Origin of the sequence: Acetobacterium malicum subsp. dehalogenans DSM 11527 (genome assembly GCF_000472665.1) — a bacterium.
Taxonomy (GTDB): Bacteria; Bacillota; Clostridia; order Eubacteriales; family Eubacteriaceae; genus Acetobacterium; species Acetobacterium malicum.
Genome location: NZ_AXAC01000024.1, coordinates 1 through 22,336, shown reverse-complemented (window position 1 = coordinate 22,336; position 22,336 = coordinate 1). Strand labels below are relative to the sequence as shown.

15 protein-coding genes, 5 tRNA genes, 1 rRNA gene and 1 other RNA gene are annotated in these 22,336 nt (G+C 45.9%); 20 read left to right on the top strand and 2 right to left on the bottom strand.

The annotated features are described in order from the left end of the window. Positions 1 to 80 precede the first annotated feature (80 nt). The 11 genes from rpoD to A3KS_RS0110090 all read left to right on the top strand — a co-directional run bounded on the left by rpoD (position 81) and on the right by A3KS_RS0110090 (position 16,687). Entirely contained in the window at positions 81 to 1,145 is a 1,065-nt protein-coding gene (rpoD, locus tag A3KS_RS0110140; RefSeq protein WP_035355961.1) for an RNA polymerase sigma factor RpoD, read from the top strand. 1 nt (position 1,146) lies between these two features. Beyond that, positions 1,147 to 1,848, top strand: a complete 702-nt coding sequence (locus A3KS_RS0110135; RefSeq protein WP_084504961.1) for a tRNA (adenine(22)-N(1))-methyltransferase — start codon at positions 1,147 to 1,149, stop codon at positions 1,846 to 1,848. Then, positions 1,833 to 2,951, top strand: coding sequence for a Nif3-like dinuclear metal center hexameric protein (locus tag A3KS_RS0110130; RefSeq protein ID WP_026394828.1), 1,119 nt, complete (start codon positions 1,833 to 1,835; stop codon positions 2,949 to 2,951). Before A3KS_RS0110135 ends, A3KS_RS0110130 begins: the two co-directional genes overlap by 16 nt. A 56-nt stretch (positions 2,952 to 3,007) precedes the next feature. Beyond that, an RNA gene (gene rnpB, locus A3KS_RS22595) (RNase P RNA component class A) lies at positions 3,008 to 3,347 on the top strand. Positions 3,348 to 3,621: 274 nt separating this feature from the next. Continuing rightward, on the top strand, positions 3,622 to 5,472 hold the full coding sequence (locus tag A3KS_RS0110125) for a sigma-54-dependent Fis family transcriptional regulator (protein ID WP_026394827.1): 1,851 nt from the start codon (positions 3,622 to 3,624) through the stop codon (positions 5,470 to 5,472). A gap of 190 nt (positions 5,473 to 5,662) precedes the next feature. Then, a complete protein-coding gene (locus tag A3KS_RS0110115; protein WP_026394826.1) occupies positions 5,663 to 6,871 on the top strand; it encodes a Tm-1-like ATP-binding domain-containing protein in 1,209 nt (402 codons plus the stop codon). Positions 6,872 to 6,899: 28 nt separating this feature from the next. Then, positions 6,900 to 7,727, top strand: coding sequence for a phosphoenolpyruvate hydrolase family protein (locus A3KS_RS0110110; protein ID WP_026394825.1), 828 nt, complete (start codon positions 6,900 to 6,902; stop codon positions 7,725 to 7,727). Positions 7,728 to 7,870: 143 nt separating this feature from the next. Beyond that, on the top strand, positions 7,871 to 9,406 hold the full coding sequence (locus A3KS_RS0110105; RefSeq protein WP_051355800.1) for an FGGY-family carbohydrate kinase: 1,536 nt from the start codon (positions 7,871 to 7,873) through the stop codon (positions 9,404 to 9,406). Positions 9,407 to 9,456: 50 nt separating this feature from the next. Beyond that, positions 9,457 to 13,692: a 2-hydroxyacyl-CoA dehydratase gene (locus A3KS_RS0110100; protein ID WP_026394823.1), complete on the top strand. Its 4,236-nt coding sequence runs from the start codon at positions 9,457 to 9,459 to the stop codon at positions 13,690 to 13,692. A gap of 535 nt (positions 13,693 to 14,227) precedes the next feature. Next, positions 14,228 to 14,923 (top strand): winged helix-turn-helix domain-containing protein, encoded by a 696-nt coding sequence (locus tag A3KS_RS0110095; RefSeq protein ID WP_026394822.1) that lies wholly within the window; start codon positions 14,228 to 14,230, stop codon positions 14,921 to 14,923. A 9-nt stretch (positions 14,924 to 14,932) separates the two neighbouring features. Next, positions 14,933 to 16,687 (top strand): sensor histidine kinase, encoded by a 1,755-nt coding sequence (locus A3KS_RS0110090; RefSeq protein WP_026394821.1) that lies wholly within the window; start codon positions 14,933 to 14,935, stop codon positions 16,685 to 16,687. A 25-nt stretch (positions 16,688 to 16,712) separates the two neighbouring features. On the opposite strand, the gene A3KS_RS0110085 is transcribed toward A3KS_RS0110090, so the two are convergent. Then, the gene (locus A3KS_RS0110085; protein WP_026394820.1) at positions 16,713 to 17,249 is read right to left on the bottom strand and encodes a Gx transporter family protein; all 537 of its coding nucleotides are present in this window, start codon (positions 17,247 to 17,249) and stop codon (positions 16,713 to 16,715) included. Then, positions 17,249 to 17,593: a NusG domain II-containing protein gene (locus tag A3KS_RS0110080; protein WP_026394819.1), complete on the bottom strand. Its 345-nt coding sequence runs from the start codon at positions 17,591 to 17,593 to the stop codon at positions 17,249 to 17,251. The genes A3KS_RS0110085 and A3KS_RS0110080 overlap by 1 nt, the downstream gene beginning before the upstream one ends. Positions 17,594 to 17,735: 142 nt before the next feature. Here A3KS_RS0110080 and A3KS_RS0110075 point away from each other — a divergent pair, with 142 nt between their 5' ends. From A3KS_RS0110075 to A3KS_RS0110035, 9 genes are all read left to right on the top strand, one after another. Then, on the top strand, positions 17,736 to 18,806 hold the full coding sequence (locus A3KS_RS0110075; protein ID WP_026394818.1) for an FAD:protein FMN transferase: 1,071 nt from the start codon (positions 17,736 to 17,738) through the stop codon (positions 18,804 to 18,806). 71 nt (positions 18,807 to 18,877) lie between these two features. Beyond that, positions 18,878 to 20,035 (top strand): M20 metallopeptidase family protein, encoded by a 1,158-nt coding sequence (locus A3KS_RS0110070; protein ID WP_026394817.1) that lies wholly within the window; start codon positions 18,878 to 18,880, stop codon positions 20,033 to 20,035. A gap of 15 nt (positions 20,036 to 20,050) precedes the next feature. Continuing rightward, entirely contained in the window at positions 20,051 to 20,794 is a 744-nt protein-coding gene (locus A3KS_RS0110065; protein WP_026394816.1) for a class I SAM-dependent DNA methyltransferase, read from the top strand. 77 nt (positions 20,795 to 20,871) lie between these two features. Then, a tRNA-Val gene (locus tag A3KS_RS0110060) sits at positions 20,872 to 20,947 on the top strand. 14 nt (positions 20,948 to 20,961) lie between these two features. Beyond that, positions 20,962 to 21,038, top strand: a tRNA-Asp gene (locus A3KS_RS0110055). 468 nt (positions 21,039 to 21,506) lie between these two features. Then, a tRNA-Phe gene (locus tag A3KS_RS0110050) sits at positions 21,507 to 21,582 on the top strand. Between the two features lie 9 nt (positions 21,583 to 21,591). Further along, positions 21,592 to 21,666 (top strand) — tRNA-Gly (locus A3KS_RS0110045). Between the two features lie 9 nt (positions 21,667 to 21,675). Then, a tRNA-Cys gene (locus tag A3KS_RS0110040) sits at positions 21,676 to 21,749 on the top strand. Between the two features lie 258 nt (positions 21,750 to 22,007). Further along, a 16S ribosomal RNA gene (locus A3KS_RS0110035) occupies positions 22,008 to 22,336 on the top strand; the annotation flags it as partial.

Genomic DNA, 22,336 nt, shown 5'->3' with positions numbered 1-22,336 from the left:
TAGAGAAAGCAAAAACCGACGATGTGATCATCGATATTGACGACGACATCATTGAAATTGAAAAAGTCGCAATTGAGCTGATGCCAGAAGTGCAGCAGCTGTTAAAACGCGGAAAATCAAAAGGGAATTTAAATAACCACGATTTTGAAGAAATTCTGGATAAGGCGGATCTTGATCCCGAAGAAATTGATTCAATCTATTTATACCTGCAAAAGGAAGGGATCGAAATTGCCTTTACCGATCTCGAACTGGAAGCTCTGGAGGCCGCGGAGCTTGAGGAAGAAAACCAGAAGGAAATTGAGCTGGCAGATTCGGTCAGTGTCAATGACCCGGTTCGTTTATACCTCAAAGAAATCGGTAAGGTCCCCTTATTAACCGGTGATGAAGAAATGGCTCTGGCCCGTCGGATGGAAGCTGGCGACGATTCCGCCAAAAAAGAATTGGCCGAAGCCAACCTCCGTCTGGTCGTCAGTATTGCCAAGCGTTATGTGGGGCGGGGAATGTCATTTCTGGATCTGATCCAGGAAGGAAACCTGGGTTTGATCAAGGCGGTTGAGAAATTCGACTATACAAAAGGTTTTAAATTCAGTACCTACGCCACCTGGTGGATTCGCCAGGCGATTACCCGGGCCATTGCCGATCAAGCCAGAACGATCCGGATTCCGGTGCATATGGTCGAGACCATTAATAAACTGATCCGGGTTTCCCGGCAATTGTTACAGGAATATGGACGGGAACCGACCCCAGCCGAAATTGGTAAGGAAATGGGCTTCTCGGAAGAAAAGGTTCGCGAAATACAGAAAATTGCTCAGGATCCGGTTTCTCTGGAAACACCAATCGGGGAAGAAGAAGACAGCCATTTGGGTGATTTCATTCCTGATGAAGATGCTCCGGCACCAGCCGAAGCCGCCTCTTATGCATTGCTGAAAGAACAGCTGATTGAGGTCTTGAACACCCTGACCGAACGGGAAGAAAAGGTTCTGCGATTGCGTTTTGGTTTAGATGATGGCCGGGCTCGGACGTTGGAAGAAGTCGGCAAAGAATTCAATGTCACCCGCGAACGAATAAGACAAATTGAAGCGAAGGCCTTACGCAAACTGAGACATCCCAGCCGCAGCAAGAAATTAAAGGATTATTTAACCTAAAATGAAGATTAAGTTAAGTCCAAGGCTTGAAGTGATTGCCAGCTGTGTGGCTGGAGTAAAGTCCATGGCCGATATTGGTACCGACCATGGTTATCTACCGGTGTACCTGGTCGGAAACAATTTGGTTTCCCGGGCAATCGCCAGTGATACCAACCAGCAGCCGCTTAAAAAAGCTGAAATAATTATCAGTGAACAGCAATTGGAAAAACAGATAGAGACCCGACTTGGTTCGGGTCTCTCTGTGCTTAAACCCGGAGAGGTTGACGCCGTCGTCATGGCTGGCATGGGGGGGCTCCTGATCCGGGACTTGCTGGAAGCCCAGCCAGATGTGGCCAGACAGAAGAAAAAACTGGTGCTCCAGCCGATGAATAATCAGGCAGTGCTGCGAAAATATCTGGCCGCATCCGGTTTTCGCATCATCAGAGAAGAGCTGGCTCGTGAGGGGGATCGGGTTTACGAAATAATTGTTGCTGAACCGGGAACGATGACTTTTACCAATCCCTTGGAATATGAATTGGGTTTCGAATTTTATCTCTATAAACATCCTCTACTCATAGCGCTGATCGAACGGAAAATATTTCTGGAGCAGCAGATTGTCAGGAGTACCCGGGGAAAAACCACAGTGGTTGCAGCGAAACAATTTCAGGAAAGCAGTTTGTTTATCGAAAAACTGAATGAGGTGAAAAGATGTCTGTCAAACTAAATCAAATCATCCAAATAATTGAAACCCATGCTCCCGAAAAACTGGCCGAAGACTGGGATAACGTCGGTCTTCAGGTAGGATCCCGTCAGCAGATTATCAAGCGGATTCTGTTAACTCTGGATATCACCGCCGAGGTGGTAGATGAGGCCGTTAAGAAGCAGGCGGACCTGATTATCGCCCATCACCCATTTATTTTCAATGGTTTAAAAACTCTGTCCACCGACTGGGAAAAGGGTCAAATCATTGCCCAGCTAATCAAAAATGATGTCGCTGTTTATGTAGCCCATACCAATTTGGATAAGGCCGCAAGAGGACTTAATCATTATCTGGCCGAGATTATGGGTCTCGAAAAGATCAAAACGCTGGAACCTTCCAATCCGACGGCTTATTACAAGCTGGTGGTTTTTACCCCGGTGGAGGCCAGTCCCAAAATCATTGAAGTGTTGGGGAAAAATGGCGCCGGAGCTATTGGCGATTATGATTATTGCACCTATCGCTCGCCCGGTACCGGTACCTTCCGTCCGCTTGAGGGGGCCCAACCTTTTATTGGCGATCTCAATAAACTGACCAGTGTTTCCGAAGACCGGATTGAAGCGATAGTCGCTGCACCGGATTTAAAGAATCTGATTGCTGCGTTAAAAAGAAATCACCCTTATGAAGAAATGGCCTATGACGTCATCGCTCTGGAAAACGGTGGTCTGATCAATGAAAACGGATTGGGAAAAATTGGGGTGTTAAGCCAACCGATGGATGCCGCAGATTTCATTGCCAATACCAAAGAACGGCTGGGTCTGGTCGCCTTAAGAGGAGCTGGCAAGGTGCCGGATATCGTCCGGCGGGTGGCCATCTGTTCCGGCGCTGGAGCGGACATGATCGGTCTGGCCAAAGCTAAACGAGCGGATGTGCTGATCACCGGGGATCTCAAGCACCACGACGGGCAACGGGCCCTGGAAAACAACATCTGGGTCCTGGATGCCGGCCATTATGGTACTGAGAAATGGGTAACCAACTGCTTCCAGCAAATACTGACAGCGGGCCTGGCAGATGCCTGCCCGGAAATGATCGTAGCCGAAACAGCCCGGGATTTTATTGTGAATTATTAAGGGTTACAGTAAAAAAGGCTTGAAGTTTTAGAGCAGACAGTGTATACTATAGTGATTTAGTAAATCAGATAGTCGCACCCGGAGCAATCCGGTTGAGGAAAGTCCGAGCTCCTCAGAGCAGGGTGCCGGGTAACACCCGGTGGAGGCGACTCTAAGGCAAGTGCAACAGAAAGTATACCGCCAGCAATGGTAAGGATGAAAGGGTGAGGTAAGAGCTCACCAGCGTTGTGGTGACACAGCGGCTATGTAAACCCCACCTGGAGCAAGACCAAGAACGGACCTTGAAAGACGGCTGCTCGTCGTTGTCCTATGGTAGGTCGCTAGAATTTATTGGTAACAATAAATCGAGATAGATGACTATTTAAACAGAACTCGGCTTATAGATTTAGTAAATCACAAATGTAAGTAAGGACTATTGCAGGACTCTGCAATAGTCTGAGGTTGTCGCTAAACTACCGTACCGACCAATTGTGAATCTGTTGTTCGCCGCGGAATCGGACAGGCTTCGCCGTGTCCGCTCCGATGCGTACAACATGATGTAACAATTGTCGGTACTGGGTTATCTTTTTTGACAGTCTGGGACTATTGCAGAACACTGCAATAGTCTTTTTGCGTTTTTTGACAGGGGGCTGTATAATAAAGTCAGATTGATATGAGTGGGAGAAAAACCATGAAGAAAAAAGAAGCCATCGAGAAAATGATCCAGAATAGTTTGAAGATGAATAAACCAGTGATTGGGGTGGCCGTAGGGTCCGGGCTTTTTGCCAAGCAGGCCGTTAAGGGCGGGGCTGATTTACTGTTGGCCCTCAGTGCCGGGCGATTTCGGTCGGCGGGGATTCCTTCGATTGGATGTATGATGCCATTTGCCAATAGCAATGAGCTGGTATTTGACTTTTCCAGCCGGGAAATATTGCCTAAGCTTAAGGAACGGGCGGTGATCTGCGGTATTAATGCCACTGATCCCAACTATACCCATCAGGAACTGATTCAAAAAGTCCGGGATCTGGGTTTTAGCGGGGTCAATAATTTTCCCACCATTGGTCTGGTTGATGGTCAATTCCGGGAATGGCTGGAGGAAAAAGGGCTGGGTTATGACCAGGAAATTGAGTTTATGGAAAAAGCGGTGGCTGCCAACCTCTTTACCATTGCCTTTGTTTTTGATCAGGAGCAGGCCCGGGCGATGACCCGGGTAGGCGTGGATGTGATCTGTGCTCATTTTGGCTGGACCCGGGGCGGCGAGAAATCCGGTAAAGTTTTTTCCACCATTAACGAATGTCTGGAAATGACTGAAGCAATTTTTGCTGCCGTCGATGAGATCAATCCCCGAACCTATAAGATGATCTATGGCGGCCCCATTAATTCTCCGGAGGATGCCTATTATTTCTATAAAAATTCCCAGACCATCGGTTATATCGGCGGCTCCAGCTTTGAGCGGATACCCACTGAACTGGCGATATCGGAAACGACGGATAAGTTTAAAAATTATTATAAATTAAAGCAGGAAAATAAGCATCTCAAGAAAGAACTGCTAAAAAAGCGGGGCTTTGACGAAATTGTTGGGCAAAGTGTGATCATGCAGGATATGTATGAACTAATCAATAAGGTCGCCGATAAGGATGTCAACGTTTTGATTCAGGGTGAAAGTGGAACTGGAAAAGAGCTGGTGGCCAAAGCTCTGCATTTTAACAGCAAACGTTGTCTGGGTCCGTTGATTAAAGTGAATTGCGCCGCTTTACCGCCTAACTTATTGGAAAGTGAACTGTTCGGTCATGAAAAGGGGGCCTTTACCGGGGCCGACAAACGGCGGCTGGGGAAATTTGAACTGGCCAATCATGGTACGCTGTTTCTGGATGAGATCGGGGAAATGGACGTGGACCTCCAGGCGAAGGTGCTACGGATTATTCAGCAGCAGGAATTTGAACGAGTGGGTGGCGAGAAAACCATCTATGTTGATGTGCGGATTGTCTGCGCCACCAATGTCGATATTAAACAGGCAGTAGCCGATAATCGTTTCCGGGAGGATCTCTACTATCGATTGAATGTGGTGGAAATCAACACGCCGCCACTACGGCGGCATACCGAAGATATTCCGCTATTATGTAATCGCTTTTTGGAAGAGTTTAAAATAAAATATCAGTTAGAAGAAAAACGATTATCCCCGGATGCCATGGCCTATCTGATGGAATGCTCCTGGCCCGGAAATGTTCGGGAGTTGAAGCATGTCCTGGAAAGAGCGGTCATCCTCAGCGAAGGAAAATATATCCGCCGGGATGACATGGCGGTGGAAGAAATGCATAAACCAAAATTCACCCCTAAACCCCAGATTCCTGATCAGTTGGGTTCAGTGATGCTGGCGACCAGTAAGGAACACCTGGAAAGCACCTATATTTTGGGCGTTCTCAAAGCCTGCCAGTGGAACCGTACCGAAGCGGCCAACCGAATCGGCATCTCCCGGCGAACCCTTTACAACAAAATAATCAAATTTAATTTGTCCATGGAAGACCAGGAACCCATGGAGTAAAGAAATGGGCAATATTTACTCGAAATGGGAAAATATTGCCCATTTCTCATTTGTTTGGGAAAAGGTTTTCTCACACCTGGATTTAGAATGGCTGAAACAGCGGCTTGGTTGATTTTAATACTTGGCATAAACCTTGCGAGTTAATATAACAAGAAAAGTTATCAAAAAATAAATTCAAGGGGGGCATGGAATGAAAAATGTATTAATCGTAGGGACCTTTGATACCAAGGGTCATGAATTCCAGTTTATTAAAGAATTGATTGAAAAGCGGGGTCTCAGTACCACCACAGTCAATTGCGGGGTTATCGGCGAGCCCTTATTTGTGCCGGATGTCACCAGTGAAACCGTCGCCATTGCGGGGGGGGCAACACTTGCAGAACTGCAAAAACAACATGATCGGGGTCTCGGTATTGATGTCATGATGGCCGGGGCGGCTAAAATTACTAAAGATCTCTATGACCAGGGGAAGGTTGATGGGGTCATTAGTCTGGGCGGATCAGCCGGAACAACCATTGGCACCTTTGCGATGCGTAGTCTGCCGGTAGGGGTGCCAAAAATTATGGTGTCCACCGTGGCTTCAGGCGATACCCGTCCCTATGTGGGGGAAAAAGATATTACCATGATGTATTCGGTGGTGGATATTTCCGGGATTAACAGTATTTCGAATCACATTCTGGCTAATGCCGCCAACGCTATTGCTGGGATGGCCAGTTTCGATATTCCTGAGCTTAAAGAAGAAAAGACCTTGCTGGCGGCGACAATGTTTGGGGTCACCACGCCCTGCGTCACCGCGGCCAGAGAATATCTGGAAGATCAGGGGTATGAGGTCCTGGTATTTCACGCCACCGGTGCCGGGGGTATGGCCATGGAAAGTCTGATTGAAGCGGGCTTTATCAAAGGCGTTTTCGATGCGACCACCACCGAATGGTGCGATGAGGTGGCCGGCGGCGTTTTCACAGCCGGACCAACCCGCCTGGAAGCCGCTGCCAAAGCCGGAATTCCGGAGGTTGTGTCGGTAGGAGCGTTGGATATGGTTAATTTTGGGGCGATAGAAACCGTTCCCGAAAAATATAAAGACAGAAACCTCTATAAACATAATGCCAGCGTCACCCTGATGCGAACCACCGTTGACGAGTGTTCCCAGATGGGCAAAATTATCGCCAGCAAGCTGAATATGGCCACCGGCCCGGTTGCTTTATTCCTGCCATTAAAAGGGGTTTCCGCTATTGATGTCGAAGGGGCACCATTCTATGGCCCGGCCGAAGATGCGGAACTGTTTGCTCAATTACGGGCAAACATCGAAAAAAAAGTCGAACTGGTGGAAATGGATACCGACATCAACGACGAAGCCTTTGCCCTGGCAATGGCGAAAAAACTGATTTCAATGATTGAAGGATAGAGAAGTACATAGCGAAGGAGAAATTAACATGGCAATAAAACGAGAAGAAGTGTTAAGACGGTTAAGAGAACAGGAAACCAAGGGGATTTCGGTGGTTGGTGCTGGAGCTGGTACCGGGATTTCGGCAAAATGTGCCGAAGCCGGTGGCGTGGATCTGATTATTATTTATAATTCCGGTCGTTACCGGATGGCCGGCCGGGGTTCTTTAGCCGGGTTGTTATCCTATGGAGATGCCAATGCCATTGTCATGGACATGGCCCGAGAAGTCGTGACGATTGTCAAGGATACGCCAGTGCTGGCTGGGGTCTGCGGAACTGATCCGTTTAGAGATATGGAAATATTCTTGAAACAGGTCAAAGAAGCCGGTTTCTCCGGGGTTCAGAATTTCCCCACAGTCGGTCTAATCGATGGTGTCTTCCGGCAAAACCTGGAAGAAACCAACATGGGCTATGATCTGGAAGTAGAGATGATCCGGAAAGCCCACGAACTGGATCTGGTAACGACACCATACGTATTTAATGTCGAAGAAGCTGAAAAAATGGCCCGGGCCGGAGCTGATGTTCTGGTTGCTCATATGGGTCTGACAACCAAAGGCAGTATCGGGGCCGGGACCTCAAAAACTTTGGACGATTGCGTTAAGCTAACCCAGGAAATCTGTGATGCCGGTAAGGCCATCAATCCTGACATTATGGTTATTGTTCACGGCGGTCCGGTGGCCGAACCGGAAGATGCCAAATATGTCCTGGATCGGACCAAAGGAGTCTGTGGTTTCTTCGGAGCATCGAGTATCGAACGGCTACCAACCGAAATTGCCATCACCAAACAGGTTAAGGATTTCAAAGACATCAAACTATAAAAAGGCCTGAACGAATTGGTAAAGTAATGTAGAATCATGCGTTGAATAGAAAGTTAATTCTTTTTATTCAACGCTTTTTGTTTTACACTTAACAACTATTTGGTATAATGATACGAAATGAATTGATGTCGGGAGAATGAATTTTGAATAATAACGAAAAGAACGCCCCCAAAAAGAACACAGTTTTGACTATCGATTGCGGCACCAGAGGACTCCGGGGGATTCTTTTTGATGAGCAGGGTAATGAGTTGGCCAAAAGCGAAGAATTATTCAAGGGTTATTATTCAAAACATTTTCAGTGGAAGGAAGCGTCACCGGAAATGTTCTGGAAGGCACTGGTCAAGGTAGTTCAGGAGCTCAAGACTAAAGACCCGGCACTGTTCCTAACCATTCAGGGGATGACGGTATCCTGTCAGCGGGACGTCATCACGGTGGTGGACGAAAAGGGTGAACCGCTGCGCAATTTCATCAGTTGGCTGGACCGCCGGGAATTGGCAGAGCCGTTGCCCTATCCCTGGCCTTATGCTCTGCTTTTTAAGTGCATTGGTTTCAGCGCGTATGCCAAATCATTCAGCAAGACTGCTCATGTCAACTGGATCAAGGTGCAGGAACCGGAAATCTGGGCCAAAACCCACAAGGTCGTTTTTCTGTCGACCTATTTTTTGAGCCGCTTAACTGGAAAAATAGCCGACAGCCGTTCCAATACCGCTGGCCATCTGCCCTTTGATACCAAAAAGAAGCAGTGGTGTGGCAAGTATAATGTAAAAAGTCAGATTCTTCAGGTGGAGCCGGAAAAATGCTATGAGCTAACTGATTCTTGCGAAATCATCGGTCAGTTAACTGCCGAAGTCGCCGCAATCACCGGCCTGCCATCGGGTTTGCCGATTGTGGCATCAGGGACGGATAAAGGCTGCGAAACGATTGGTGTCGGCGCGTTGACCCCGGATATTGCCAGCATCTCACTGGGAACTCAAGCCACGGTGGAGATTACCACTAAAAAATACGTGGAGCTGTATCCCTTCTACCCCTCCTTTGCGGCGGTAGAGAATGATGCCTACAACCCGGAGGTTACTATTTATCACGGCTTTTGGATGGTCGACTGGTATGCCCGAGAATTTCTCGATCAGTCTGATCCCCAAGTGATCCATGAGATCCTTGAGGGCTATCTGGAAACCACCCTACCGGGAGCCGATGGTCTGATTCATCAGCCCTACTGGGGACGCGAAGCTTTTCGCCCCGAAGCCCGGGGAACCTTTATGGGTTTTAGTGAGGGTCACGATAAACGGCATATTTACCGGGCCATCATCGAAGGTCTGGGATATGCTTTATTGGAAGGGCTGGAACGGATTGAAAGAAAGACAAAAGTTCCAATTCAGGCCGTTGGCCTGTCTGGCGGGGGCTCCCGCAGTGATGGGGTGGCTCAGATCATGGCCGATATTCTAAACCGGCCGGTTTACCGGGTGCAGACTTATGAAACCACGGGTTTAGGGGCTGCCATTGCTACCTTTGTGGGATTAAACCATTATCCCGACATTCAAGCAGCCGGGGCGGCGATGATCCAAAAATCACGAATCTTTGATCCCAACCCGGAAAATGTTATCAAATATACAGGAATCTATAATAAACTATACAAGCAATTATATCGTCGGGTAAAACCCTTATATCAATCATATGATTAAATTCAGATAAGATCACAACCGACATGTTAGAGAAGAGGTCATAAAAAACAATGAAAAGCAATTATAAAATGGGCATCGACATCGGCTCCACGACCATTAAGGTCGTGGTTATTGACGATCAAAACGAAATCATCTACGAAGAATACCGGCGTCATTTATCGAATATCAAGGTCACCATTGTCAATCTTTTAAAAGAAACCTATGAACAACTGGGAGATTTGGAAACCCGGGTTTGTGTCACCGGTTCCGGTGGGCTGATGATCTCCCAATGGCTGGGTATTCCCTTCGTTCAGGAAGTGGTGGCTAGTACCCTGGCGGTGGATCGGGTCATACCTAAAACCGAGGTCGCCATTGAGCTGGGCGGCGAAGATGCCAAGATCACCTTTTTCACGGGCACCATCGAACAGCGGATGAACGGCACCTGTGCTGGCGGAACCGGCGCTTTTGTCGATCAAATGGCGACGTTGTTAAAAACTGATGCTGAGGGGCTTAACGAACTGTCCAAAACCCATACGATGATTTACCCGATTGCATCCCGATGCGGCGTTTTTTCAAAAACGGACATTCAGCCGCTGATTAATGAAGGAGCGGAGAAAGCGGATATCGCTGCCTCGATTTTTCAGGCAGTGGTCAACCAGACTATCAGCGGGCTGGCCTGCGGCCATCCGATCCGGGGGAATGTGGCTTTTTTAGGGGGGCCGCTGTATTTTCTGTCGGAACTGCGACAACGGTTTATTGAAACCTTGAAACTGACAGAGGAACAGATTATTTTTCCGGAAAAGTCCAATCTCTTTGTTGCCATGGGGGCGGCCTATTCGGCTGAAAAAGAAGCTAAAATGCATCTGGCTGAGCTGGTCAAGGCGGTTGAAAATCTGGATTCGGTATCTGAGAATGAAGTTGGTCGATTGGAACCGTTGTTTAAGAATCAGGTAGAGCTGCAACAGTTTCGGGCCCGACATGATAAAAATCAGGTCGTCAAAAAAGCCTTAACAAATCATAGCGGCTGCTGCTTTCTGGGGATTGATGTCGGCTCCACCACCACCAAGGCGGTTGTGATCGATAACGACGGCGCTTTGCTGTACAGTTATTATGGCGGTAACGAGGGCAGTCCGCTGGCCCAATCGATCAAAATAATCAAAGAAATCTACGGATCCCTGCCGGCCGATGTCTATATCGCCAAGTCAACGGTTACCGGCTATGGTGAAAGTCTGATCAAAAAAGCGCTGAAAATAGACATCGGCGAAATTGAAACCATTGCCCATTATAAGGGCGCCAAATATTTCTGTCCTGAGGTCGATTTTATTCTCGACATCGGCGGTCAGGATATGAAGTGCATGAAGATCAAAAACGGCACCATCGATAGCATTATTCTCAATGAAGCCTGCTCCTCGGGCTGTGGTTCGTTTCTGGAAACCTTCGCCAAATCATTAGATCTTGACATGCAGGCCTTTGTCGAAGCGGCACTGATGGCGGAAAACCCAGTGGATCTGGGGACTCGCTGCACCGTTTTTATGAATTCCAAGGTCAAACAGTCTCAGAAAGAGGGCGCCGAAGTCGGGGATATCTCGGCGGGGCTGTCCTATTCGGTTATCAAGAACGCCTTGCAGAAGGTTATCAAAATCCATAATCCCAAAGAATTGGGCGAGCATATCATCGTCCAGGGCGGCACCTTTAATAATCAGGCGGTGCTGCGGACCTTTGAAAAGATCACCGAAAAAGATGTCATCCGCCCCGATATAGCCGGCCTGATGGGCGCTTTTGGCGCGGCGCTGATTGCCCGGGAAAACTATCTCTCAGGGGAACGCAGCAATCTTTTGAATTTAGAAGCGCTGGACGATTTTCAGGTGGAAGTCGGCCACAAACGCTGTGGTGGTTGCAGTAACAACTGTCTGCTGACCATTAACCGTTTTAACGATGGCAGCCGCCACATTACCGGAAACCGTTGCGAGATTGGCGAGGGGAATGTCAAGAAAAATGCCGATCTGCCTAACCTTTATCAATACAAGTATCAGCGGATTTTTAATTATCCCTCGCTGGCTGAAGCAGAAGCACCCCGGGGCAGTATCGGGATCCCCCGGGTGTTAAAACTCTATGAAAATTATCCCTTCTGGCATACCTTTTTTACTCATCTCGGTTACCGGGTGGTGTTATCCCCGGAATCCAATCGCAAGATTTATGAAAAAGGGATGGAAAGTATCCCCTCGGAGTCGGTCTGCTATCCGGCCAAACTGGCCCATGGCCATATTCAGGCGCTGCTGGATCAGGGCATCAGCCTGATTTTCTATCCCTGTATTCCCTATGAGGAAAAAGAATTTGACGATGTCGATAACTGGTACAATTGCCCGATTGTCATGTCTTATCCGGAAACCATTAAGCATAATCAGGATGATGTCCAGAAAGCCGGCATCACCTTCTTGAATCCGTTTTTGCCCTTTGACAATGATCAGCGGCTGGAAGAACGGTTGGCCGAAATTTTCGGTGTCTATGGCGTCAATCGTCTGGAGATTACCGAAGCCATGGATGCCGCCATTGCTGAAAAAGAAGCCTTCCGTCGGGACATGGAGAAAAAAGGGGAAGAAACCATTGCCTATTTAAAAGAAACCGGACAAAAGGGCATCGTCCTGGCTGGCCGGCCCTATCATATCGATCCGGAGGTCAATCATGGTCTGGATCATATCATTACCGGGCTGGACATGGCCGTGCTCACCGAAGACGCCATCGCCCATCTCTATCATCCCAAAGAAGATGAACGTTTCCGCGTTCTGGATCAGTGGAAATATCACAGCCGCTTATATAAGGCGGCGGAGGTGGTTAACCAGCATGATTTTCTGGAACTGGTGCAGCTGACTTCATTTGGTTGCGGACTGGATGCGGTGACCTCGGAGCAAACTCAGGAGATCCTGGAAAGTCATGGCAATATTTATACCCTGATTAAAATTGACGAAGTCAACAATCTGGGGGCCATCCGGATCCGGATGCGATCGCTAAAAGCGGCGATGATTGAACGGGAGAAAAATAGTATTGTGGTGGCACCAACCCCGATGAAACAACGGGTGGTCTTTACCAAAGCGATGAAAAAGAAACATACCCTGCTGGCTCCACAGATGTCCCCGATCCATTTTGACTTTCTGGAAGAGGCGATGGAGAAATATGGTTATCATATTGAAGTGATGCCCAGTGTGGATAATGCTGCCATTGATGAAGGCTTAACCTATGTTAATAATGATGCCTGCTATCCGACGATTATCACCACCGGCCAGATTATGGCGGCCCTGAAATCGGGAAAATACGATCTCGACAATGTGTCGGTATTAATGACTCAGACCGGAGGACCATGCCGAGCCTCCAACTATGTGGCATTTATCAGAAAAGCCCTGGAATCAGCGGGGATGTCGCAAATTCCGGTTATTTCCCTGAGTGCTATCGGTCTGGAAAAGAATCCCGGGTTTAAACTCAGTCTGCCACTGTTAACCCGTCTGCTGGTGGGGATTGTCTATGGTGATCTGCTGCAACGTGTCGTCAGCGGGACCCGACCTTATGAGCTCCATCCGGGATCAACCGAAGAATTGTATCAACACTGGCGCAAAAAAATAAAAGCGGGGATGAAAAATGGGAATCTCCGGGATTTCAAAGAAAACGTCCGGGCCATTGTCAATGAATTTGATGTCCTGCCGCGAATCGATAAAAAATTGCCCAAGGTTGCCATCGTCGGCGAAATTCTGGTAAAATACCATCCTACCGCCAATAACAACCTCCAGGCAGTGCTGGAAGCTGAAGGGGCCGAAGTGGTCATGCCGGACTTAATGGATTTCTTCCTGTACTGTTGTTACAATCAGGTCTTTAAATATGAGGAACTATCAGGTAAACGGAAATCGATGAAGAGTGCCAAACTGATCATTAAACTGCTGGAGTTCTCGCGAAAAAATATGAAGCTTGCCCTGAATGCCAGCACCCACTTCCATGCCCCCTCGACCATTGAGAAAAAAGCTAAAAAAGCCCAGGAACTGATTTCCCTGGGCAATCAGGGCGGCGAAGGTTGGTTCTTGACCGCCGAGATGATGGAGCTGATCGATGATGGGGTAGAAAACATAGTCTGCGTCCAGCCTTTTGCCTGTCTGCCTAATCATGTAATGGGAAAAGGGATGATCAAACCGATCCGCCAAAAATATCCGCTTTCCAACATTGCCCCGATTGACTATGATCCGGGTGCCAGCGAAGTCAATCAGCTGAACCGCATCAAACTGATGATGGAAACCGCCAAACGGAATCTGGATCGGAAAAGCTAAGAAATTGGCTAGTTTGGTTTGACAAAAATTGTAGAAATAGTACTAACGTAGTACCGACAATTGTTACATCATGTTGTACGCATCGGAGCGGATACGGCAGAGCCTGTCCGATTCTGCGAGCAGGCAACGAGCCAATCACAAGCTTGCTTGTAGTTGGCGACTGCCCGCGACCAATGCGAAAGGAGCAAAGCGGATTTCGCATGGCGCAGCGAACAACAGATTAACAATTGGTCGGTACGGTAGTTTAGCGACAACCTCAGACTGGCTTGACAGCCGGTCTTAATTTTTTGCAAAAAAAAGAACCGCTTCAGAAGAAACAGCTCGTTTTTCTAAATGAAAAAGGGGAGTAATTCATTTAGAGATAAAGGATTATGTGATAAATTCATTATATGGAGATAAAACATAGAATTCAATCATTATTTTTCCTATAACGTTTTCAGAATTATGTAATAGTTTACAATTTAATCAAAAATTTACATAATAGAATTTCATGATGTGATATAATTTCAGTACACACAAAAAACAAGGAGTCAAGATGAAAAAAATACTGATAATAGAAGATGAGTTAAATATATATGAGTTGATTAAATTTAACCTGGAAACCCATGGATTCGAAGTCGACGGTGTTCAGGACGGGGCGATGGCGATTGAGAAGATCCTCGATGTCTTGCCGGATTTGATTATTTTGGATTTGATGCTGCCAGGAAAAGATGGTATCAGTATATGCCGGGAGATCCGGGCCAATAGTATCATTTCCTATATCCCGATTATTATGCTGACGGCCAAAAGTGAAGAATTTGACAAGGTCCTGGGACTGGAAATCGGGGCGGATGACTACATTACCAAACCTTTTGGCGTCAAAGAACTTTGTGCCAGAGTCAAAGCAGTATTAAGGCGAACTGAAATTCTTTTGTCGAAAGAAGATGAAACCATCGTAATCGGCGATTTATTGATTGAGCCAAAGGCTTTTGAAGTCTATCAAAATGGGGAAAAATTAGCCCTTACTCTAAAAGAGTATGAACTACTGGTATTTTTAGCCAAACATCGCGGTCAGGTTTTGACCCGGGATCAATTACTGGACCAGATCTGGGGCTTTGATTACTATGGCGAGACCCGCACCGTTGATGTCCATATCCGCTATTTAAGAAAAAAAATTGAGGAACAATCCGAAGATGGTAAGAAATACATCGAAACTGTCCGTGGGGTAGGATATCGTTTCATTGAAAAATAGGAGTGTGGTATGAAGAAACGCCTGTCCATTTCACTGACGGTCATTATCATTGCCAGTATTGTAATCTGTGGTCTATTCACCACCATCAGTTTTCGGCAGAGTTATTATGCCGACACTGAGAACAATATCAAAAAAAATGGCGATTATATTATGAACTACATATTGCCAGATTTTCTGGAATCCGGAAATAAAGAGAATCTGGATGATTTTGCCAAAAGTACTAATGTCCGGATGACGATTATTAATAGTCAAGGGGAGGTAACCTACGAATCGGTCCAGGGTCTGGGCGGTTTGGAAAACCATAAAAATCGTCCCGAAATTATAGGAGCCCTGTCCGGTAATCAAACAACTGAGGTTCGTTTTTCTAACACCATTAAGGACGAAATGATTTATGTCGCCACCCCGTATTTTGATGAAAATAATTCAGTTGCGGCAGTATTGCGTATTTCCATGCCAGTGAATGCCATGGATGATGCCATGTTTGAAATGATCAACAATATTATTTTTGTGATATTAACAACAATTCTGGCAACAACCCTGCTGATTAATTACTTTATCAATCGGGAGCTGAAACCATTGGAAAATGCCTCCATCTTTGCCAGAGAAATCGCCTCTGGAAAATATGGACAGCAGCTCACGATGATCCGTGAAGATCAGATCGGGGAACTGGTTGAATCCCTCAATCAGATGTCGGTCCAGTTGAATAACTCTTTTACCGAGATGAATCAGAAGAATGCCGAACTTACATCCATCTTGTCCAATATGAATCACGGTGTTATTGCCATTGATAAAAAGAACCGCATTGTTCATTTAAATGAAGCGGCGCGCAAGGTATTGCGGATACCGCTGAAAGAAGCAGTGATCGGGCAGAATATCCTGGAAGTCTATCGGGAATCGTTTATTATGGAGCTGATGACCTATCTGGAAAATGATGCCTGCGAAAAAATGAGCTTCGAATCACGGATTCATTCGAATCAGGTATTACGGGTTTATATTAATCAGATTGAAGAAAATAATAGTATTAACGGTCATATTATTATTTTTGAGGATATCACCCTGTTAAAAAACCTGGAAAAAATGCGTCGGGACTTTGTTGCTAATGTTTCCCATGAGTTAAAAACGCCGATTACCACCATCAAAGGTTTTATTGAAACCATTCAAGTCAATCAAATTACTGATCCCCAAACCCTGGAACGGTTTTATTCTATTATTTATGAAGAAAGTGATCGTCTCAGCCGACTGGTCAGTGATATCCTGGTTTTGTCGCAGCTGGAAAATAAGGGGGGCTTTGACAGAAAGTTTGAATTACTTCGCACCGATACGGAAATTATGCAGATTTTTGATATTTTAAAGCTGAGTGCCGAAGACAAGGCAATGGAGCTGGCATTGAACTGTGAAAAATCCATCGAACTGGAGTTTGTAGCGGATGAATTCCGCCAAATGATGATTAATCTCATTGACAACGCCATTAAATATTCGGATCCGGGGCAGCGGGTGGAGGTTACCTTATCCGCAGATGATGAAGCGGTCGTTATCCAAGTTCGGGATCATGGTTACGGAATTCCGGAAAAGGATGTCGACCGGATCTTTGAGCGATTTTATCGGGTCGATAAAAGCCGCTCCAAGGAGAAGGGCGGCACCGGTCTGGGACTGGCGATTGTTAAACATATCGTTCATAACAACCGCGGAACAATCATCGTATCAAGTCAGGTAGGCGAAGGAACCGAATTTAAGATCACATTACCAAAATTTAAAGATCAATAAAAAATAGCCGGTCAGTGATGACTGGCTATTTTTTTTGAGGCAGGTTTAGCTTTGCGAAGATGGTGGTTTTGCCGAGCAGACGCATCAGCTCCCGGGCGGTGATGCCGATAAATAACCCGGTGGGGATGGCCAGTAGCATCAGAAACAGAAAATAGAGCAGCAGGCTGGTGGTTTGGACAACAATAGCAGCAACAATGACTTGACCCAGATTGTGGGTAATGGCTCCGAAAACACTGATTAGAATAATCGATATTTTATCTTTGAAAAAGTGCAACAGCAGGCTCATCACGAGAAGACTTAACAGGCCACCGCCAAGACTGTAGACAATCGAAAAACCGCCGCCAAACAGGAACCCAGCTAAAAATATCCGGGCAATTACTACCAGTAGGGTTAGCGGCCACCCCAGGGTCAACAGAGAAACTAGGGTGATAATATTAGGCAGGCCGATTTTGGCTCCGGGAATTGGCAGTGGCAAGGGGATTAAGCTTTCAATATAACTGAGAATCAGAGCCATCGCCACATACAGGCTGAGAATAACCAGACGGTAAGCTTTGGAATTCATCAGGATTCACCGGTGATAACTTCCACCACCAGTTTGTGAGGCAGACAGACAATGGTTTCCCCGGGGCTGGAAATGGGGTAGGTCTTGACACAGATATGATCGGGACAGTCGGCCTCCACCATTTTGGCAGTTCCGCCAGAAATCTCAAGCGTATTTGAACCGGCAGCATCAGTAAAGGTTTCGGTGTGATCTTTAGAGAGCGGAAAAACGGCAACAATTTCGCCCTGACGGGTGACCCGAACCGAAAGTGGTTCATCGCTGGCCTTGATTAAATAAAAAGCGGCGATGCCGATTAAACTGACAGCAAGTAAGCCGATGATGATCATGATTTCGTTTTTTTTCATAGAGACCTCTTTATATATTAATTAAGAACGTTCTTATTTTATCTGAAAAACGCCGGATGGTAAAGACTTTACCATTTTTTTATGCTTTTTTTCAGAGACTTTGATATAATACAGTTATTTGTTAAAGGAACTGGTGTAATAAATGAATCTATTAAGTGTGAAGAAGCAGCGATGGAAAATCACTGGGATTGGTGTGGCCTTATTACTGTTGATGGTGTTCTTATCGGGTTGTGATCAGGGAAAAACAGTGTCCCGCAGTGATTTTTTACTGGACACCTTTGTCAGTATAACTCTTTATGGGGAGTCAGACGAAAGTTTGTTGGATAAACCTTTCGAACGGATAACTGCTTTAAACAGTAGTCTGACCGCCTTTGAAACCGGAAGTGATCTGGGGCTGATTAAAGAAAATGCCGGGATCAAGCCAGTTACGGTATCCGAAGATACATACCGAATCATCGAAAAGAGCCTGGCGTATTCCCAAAATTCCGGCGGATATTTCGACGTGACGATCGGTCCGTTAGTGGATCTCTGGGGTATTCACTCCCCAGAAACAAAAGAAGCCCCAGTGCCTGAAGCAATCAATGTGGCAAAAGCAAAAACTGATTACACTAAAATTGTTTTGAATCCCGCCGATCAGTCGGTATATTTAACCGATACGGGGATGGCGGTAAACCTGGGCGCCATCGCCAAGGGTTATATTGCTGATGAGGTAATGGCTGTTATCAAAGAAGAAGGGGTGGAGCACGCCATTGTTAACCTTGGTGGAAATGTGCTGGTGATGGGCGGAAAAGCTGATAACAGCGATTTTGGGGTTGGCGTTGAAGATCCCAGAAATCCGGGTAATGGATACCTGGGGGTTTTATCCCTCAAAGATGGCTCAGTGGTGACTTCTGGGGATTATCAACGCTATTTTACGGATGAGGCCGGGAAAAGGTATCATCATATTTTAGATCCATTTACCGGTTATCCGGCTGATTCAGGGCTGATTCAGGTAACCGTGGTTACTGAAGCTTCTGTAGATGCCGACAGTCTGTCGACAACCCTGTTTTTATTGGGGCTTGATGAAGGTTTAAAAAAGGTTGAAGCACTGTCGGATGTGGAAGCTATTTTTATTACCAACGAAAACAAGATCGTTGTCACCAGTGGTTTAAAAGATGCGTTTGTATTTGATGAAGAAAATTATGGCGATACCTATACCATGACAGTGCGTTAACCATTGTGCGATTCTAACTTATCAGGTATGATAGGTTAGAGTTTTGAAGAGATTTAGTGAGAAGGAACAATATGCAATATAGTGAGCTAGTGAAAAATTATCAAAATGAGGCAAGGCAATTGCGCCGTGAACTCCATCGCATTCCGGAAGAGGGATTTGATTTAGAAAAAACCCAGGCTTACCTCATCAATTACCTGGTAAACTTGGGGTATCAGCCGGAAAAAGTCTGTGAGACCGGTCTGATCCTATATATACGAGGTCAATGTGATGATGATCCCATTGCTTTTCGGGCTGATATGGATGCCCTTTGTATTCGCGAAGAAGCTGAACACGATTATGTTTCCCGGCATCCTGGCTGGATGCATGCCTGCGGACATGACGGACATATGACCATGAATCTGCTGTTGGCAAAATATCTGGCTGATTTTCCCAATCAACGAAAGCGAAGTGTACTATTGATCTTTCAGCCGGGCGAAGAAGGTCCTGGTGGGGCAAAACCGATGATTGATGCCGGGATCTTCAAAAAATACCCGGTTAAAGCCATCTTCGGCTATCACCTTTTTCCCTTTATCGAGGAAGGTAAACTGGGGACCAAGTCGGGGCCGATGATGGGCCAGAACAGTGAGTTCTTTATCACCGTGCATGGTATCAGTGGTCACGCTGCCGAACCACAGCGGTCAATGGATGCCATCGTCGCCAGTGCTTCCCTGATCACCGCTTTCCAGAGCATTGTCAGCCGGAACACCAATCCGATGGAGAGTGTGGTTATCTCAATTGGCTTGCTCAATGGTGGAACGCGAGTGAATGTTGTGGCCGATGAGGTCAAACTTGGGGGCACCATTCGTTCTTTTAGCGATAAGAGTCATGCGAAATTGCATCAACGGGTTGGTGAAGTCGTAAAAGGAGTCGAACTAACCCACGGTTGTAAGATTGAACTGGAATTTGTTGATATGTATCCGCCCGTTATCAATAACGAAAGGCTTTATAGGATTTTCGAAGAACTGACCCCGCTGGAAAACAGGGTCGGATTTCGAAAAGTGATGTTATCTGAGGATTTTTCCTATTTTCAGAAAGAAGTGCCGGGTTTATATATTGGGTTGGGAACCGGTAATGAAGAAAAGGGGTATAATAAAAATCTGCATACTTCAGATTTCAATTTTGACGAAGTGGTCTTGTTAAAAGGGCTGGAAGCGTCACTTAAATTTATAAACTATTCAAAAAAATATTAAACAGGAGAACTAATTATGTACGAAGAATTTGCACAGGTTTATGATGAACTGATGAAAGAAATAGATTATTCAAAATGGTCCGATTATGTACAACGGTTGTTTTTTAATAGCAAGCGAGATATTAAGACGGTTTTAGAATTTGGCTGCGGAACAGGGAATATTACTTGCAACCTGGCTCAAAAGGGACTGAATATGACAGCAGTGGATTTATCCGAAGCGATGCTGACGGTTGCAGATGAAAAAGCAGATCGGATGGGACTCAAAAATATTCAGTTTTATTTGGGTGATATGAGTAATTTTCAGATCAATCAAACCTTCGATGCCGTCATTTCCTGCTGCGACAGTGTCAACTATCTGCCAGATCTGGAAGCATTACAGAGCTTTTTTCTGAGCAGTTTTGAATGTCTGGAAAGCGAGGGAATTCTGCTTTTTGATGTTAACACGGTGACCAAATACAAAAAAACGATTATGGATAATACCTATGTTTATGATCTGGATGATATTTTCTGTGTTTGGGAAAACGAACCTGATTTTGCTCAAAATGCGGTGCATTTTAATTTAACCTTTTTCGAGAAAAACAAGAATGGGACCTATAATCGCCACGAAGAGACCCAGGTTCAATATTTCTATACGATCGAGGATATTCATCGGTGTCTGACCAATATTGGTTTTAAAAATATGAAGTATTACGACTTCGGAACCTTCCTGCAAGGTAGTAATGAAGGCGAACGTATTCAGGTCATTGCCGAAAAAAGATAAAAAATCAAAAAAAAAACAATAAAATGGTTGACAATTAGTTTTTACTGCCGTATAATAACGCTTGTATCTCAACTGATGGTCGCATAGCTCAGCTGGGAGAGCACCTGCCTTACAAGCAGGGGGTCACAGGTTCGAGCCCTGTTGCGACCACCATTTTTTATCCATGCGGCCTGGTAGTTCAGTTGGTTAGAATGCCAGCCTGTCACGCTGGAGGTCGAGAGTTCGAGTCTCTTCCAGGTCGCCATAAGTATTATCCCAATTTTATACCTGAAATTGGTCGGAAGTTGAGCGCAAGCGAAACGACAGTGATAATACTTACGCATTTTGATAAGCAGAGAACAAAAAATGCACGAACGTAGTGAGTGAACATTTTTGTGTGAATCGCTTATGCAATTATCGACAGTTTGCTTCCTTTAAATTATAATAAGCAAAATAGGAGATAATTGTAAACAATAAAAGAATAGCAATTTCTTGCTACCCCAAGGTTAATGGAGTTCTCCAATTATTGGGTAATTAACCACGGCGTGGCAAAGTCATGCGACGAACTTTAAACGTTTAACACGATCAACTTATCATTAGTATTATTACATGTCCAAATAGCTCAGTCGCAAAGTAGAGAACCCAAATCTTTGATTTGGTGTGAATCACTTAGTTAGGCAGACAAATGTATTGCCGAAACGATTGAAGACAAACAAAACTATTTTATTTATATGCCCAAATAGCTCAGTCGGTAGAGCAGAGGACTGAAAATCCTCGTGTCGGTGGTTCGATTCCGCCTTTGGGCACCACCATTATTAGCGGAAGTGGCTCAGTGGTAGAGCATCGCCTTGCCAAGGCGAGGGTCGCGAGTTCAAATCTCGTCTTCCGCTCCAATTTAACACGGCGCCATAGCCAAGTGGTAAGGCACGGGTCTGCAACACCCTCACCCCCAGTTCAAATCTGGGTGGCGCCTCCAAAAAAACTTTGAAAAAGAACTTGACAATCGAGAGCAACGACGGTACAATAGAAAAGCTTCTTAAGTAAGGAGCGGCGGTCATAGAAAAGAGAATAGTACCATAAAACCTGTAAAACAGCCGAAACATCCGCGAGGGTGAATGATGGCTAAAATAGAAACAGAGAGATGTCCTCTTTAAAACATTAACTCGGTAGAGTCTAAAATACAGTTATTCAAATGAGACAGCATTTAAAGGCCGAAAGGCTTTAAATACAAACTTTTATTGAGAGTTTGATCCTGGCTCAGGACGAACGCTGGCGGTATGCTTAACACATGCAAGTCGAACGAGACAAAAGAGAAGTGCTTGCACGGATCTTTTAGAAAGTGGCGAACGGGTGAGTAACGCGTGGGTAACCTGCCCTATGGAAAGGAATAGCCTCGGGAAACTGGGAGTAATGCCTTATAATATATGTTTGTCGCATGGCAGATATATTAAACGCTCCGGTGCCATAGGATGGACCCGCGTCCCATTAGCTAGTTGGTGAGATAACAGCCCACCAAGGCGACGATGGGTAACCGGTCTGAGAGGGCGAACGGTCACACTGGAA

Coding starts and splice junctions, on each gene's coding strand:
- rpoD (WP_035355961.1), top strand. CDS start 81: ATGCCAGAAGTGCAGCAGCTGTTAAAACGCGGAAAATCAAAAGGGAAT.
- A3KS_RS0110065 (WP_026394816.1), top strand. CDS start 20,051: ATGTACGAAGAATTTGCACAGGTTTATGATGAACTGATGAAAGAAATA.
- A3KS_RS0110090 (WP_026394821.1), top strand. CDS start 14,933: ATGAAGAAACGCCTGTCCATTTCACTGACGGTCATTATCATTGCCAGT.
- A3KS_RS0110115 (WP_026394826.1), top strand. CDS start 5,663: ATGAAAAATGTATTAATCGTAGGGACCTTTGATACCAAGGGTCATGAA.
- A3KS_RS0110125 (WP_026394827.1), top strand. CDS start 3,622: ATGAAGAAAAAAGAAGCCATCGAGAAAATGATCCAGAATAGTTTGAAG.
- A3KS_RS0110135 (WP_084504961.1), top strand. CDS start 1,147: ATGAAGATTAAGTTAAGTCCAAGGCTTGAAGTGATTGCCAGCTGTGTG.
- A3KS_RS0110070 (WP_026394817.1), top strand. CDS start 18,878: ATGCAATATAGTGAGCTAGTGAAAAATTATCAAAATGAGGCAAGGCAA.
- A3KS_RS0110085 (WP_026394820.1), bottom strand. CDS start 17,249: ATGAATTCCAAAGCTTACCGTCTGGTTATTCTCAGCCTGTATGTGGCG.
- A3KS_RS0110075 (WP_026394818.1), top strand. CDS start 17,736: ATGAATCTATTAAGTGTGAAGAAGCAGCGATGGAAAATCACTGGGATT.
- A3KS_RS0110100 (WP_026394823.1), top strand. CDS start 9,457: ATGAAAAGCAATTATAAAATGGGCATCGACATCGGCTCCACGACCATT.
- A3KS_RS0110130 (WP_026394828.1), top strand. CDS start 1,833: ATGTCTGTCAAACTAAATCAAATCATCCAAATAATTGAAACCCATGCT.
- A3KS_RS0110110 (WP_026394825.1), top strand. CDS start 6,900: ATGGCAATAAAACGAGAAGAAGTGTTAAGACGGTTAAGAGAACAGGAA.
- A3KS_RS0110095 (WP_026394822.1), top strand. CDS start 14,228: ATGAAAAAAATACTGATAATAGAAGATGAGTTAAATATATATGAGTTG.
- A3KS_RS0110080 (WP_026394819.1), bottom strand. CDS start 17,593: ATGAAAAAAAACGAAATCATGATCATCATCGGCTTACTTGCTGTCAGT.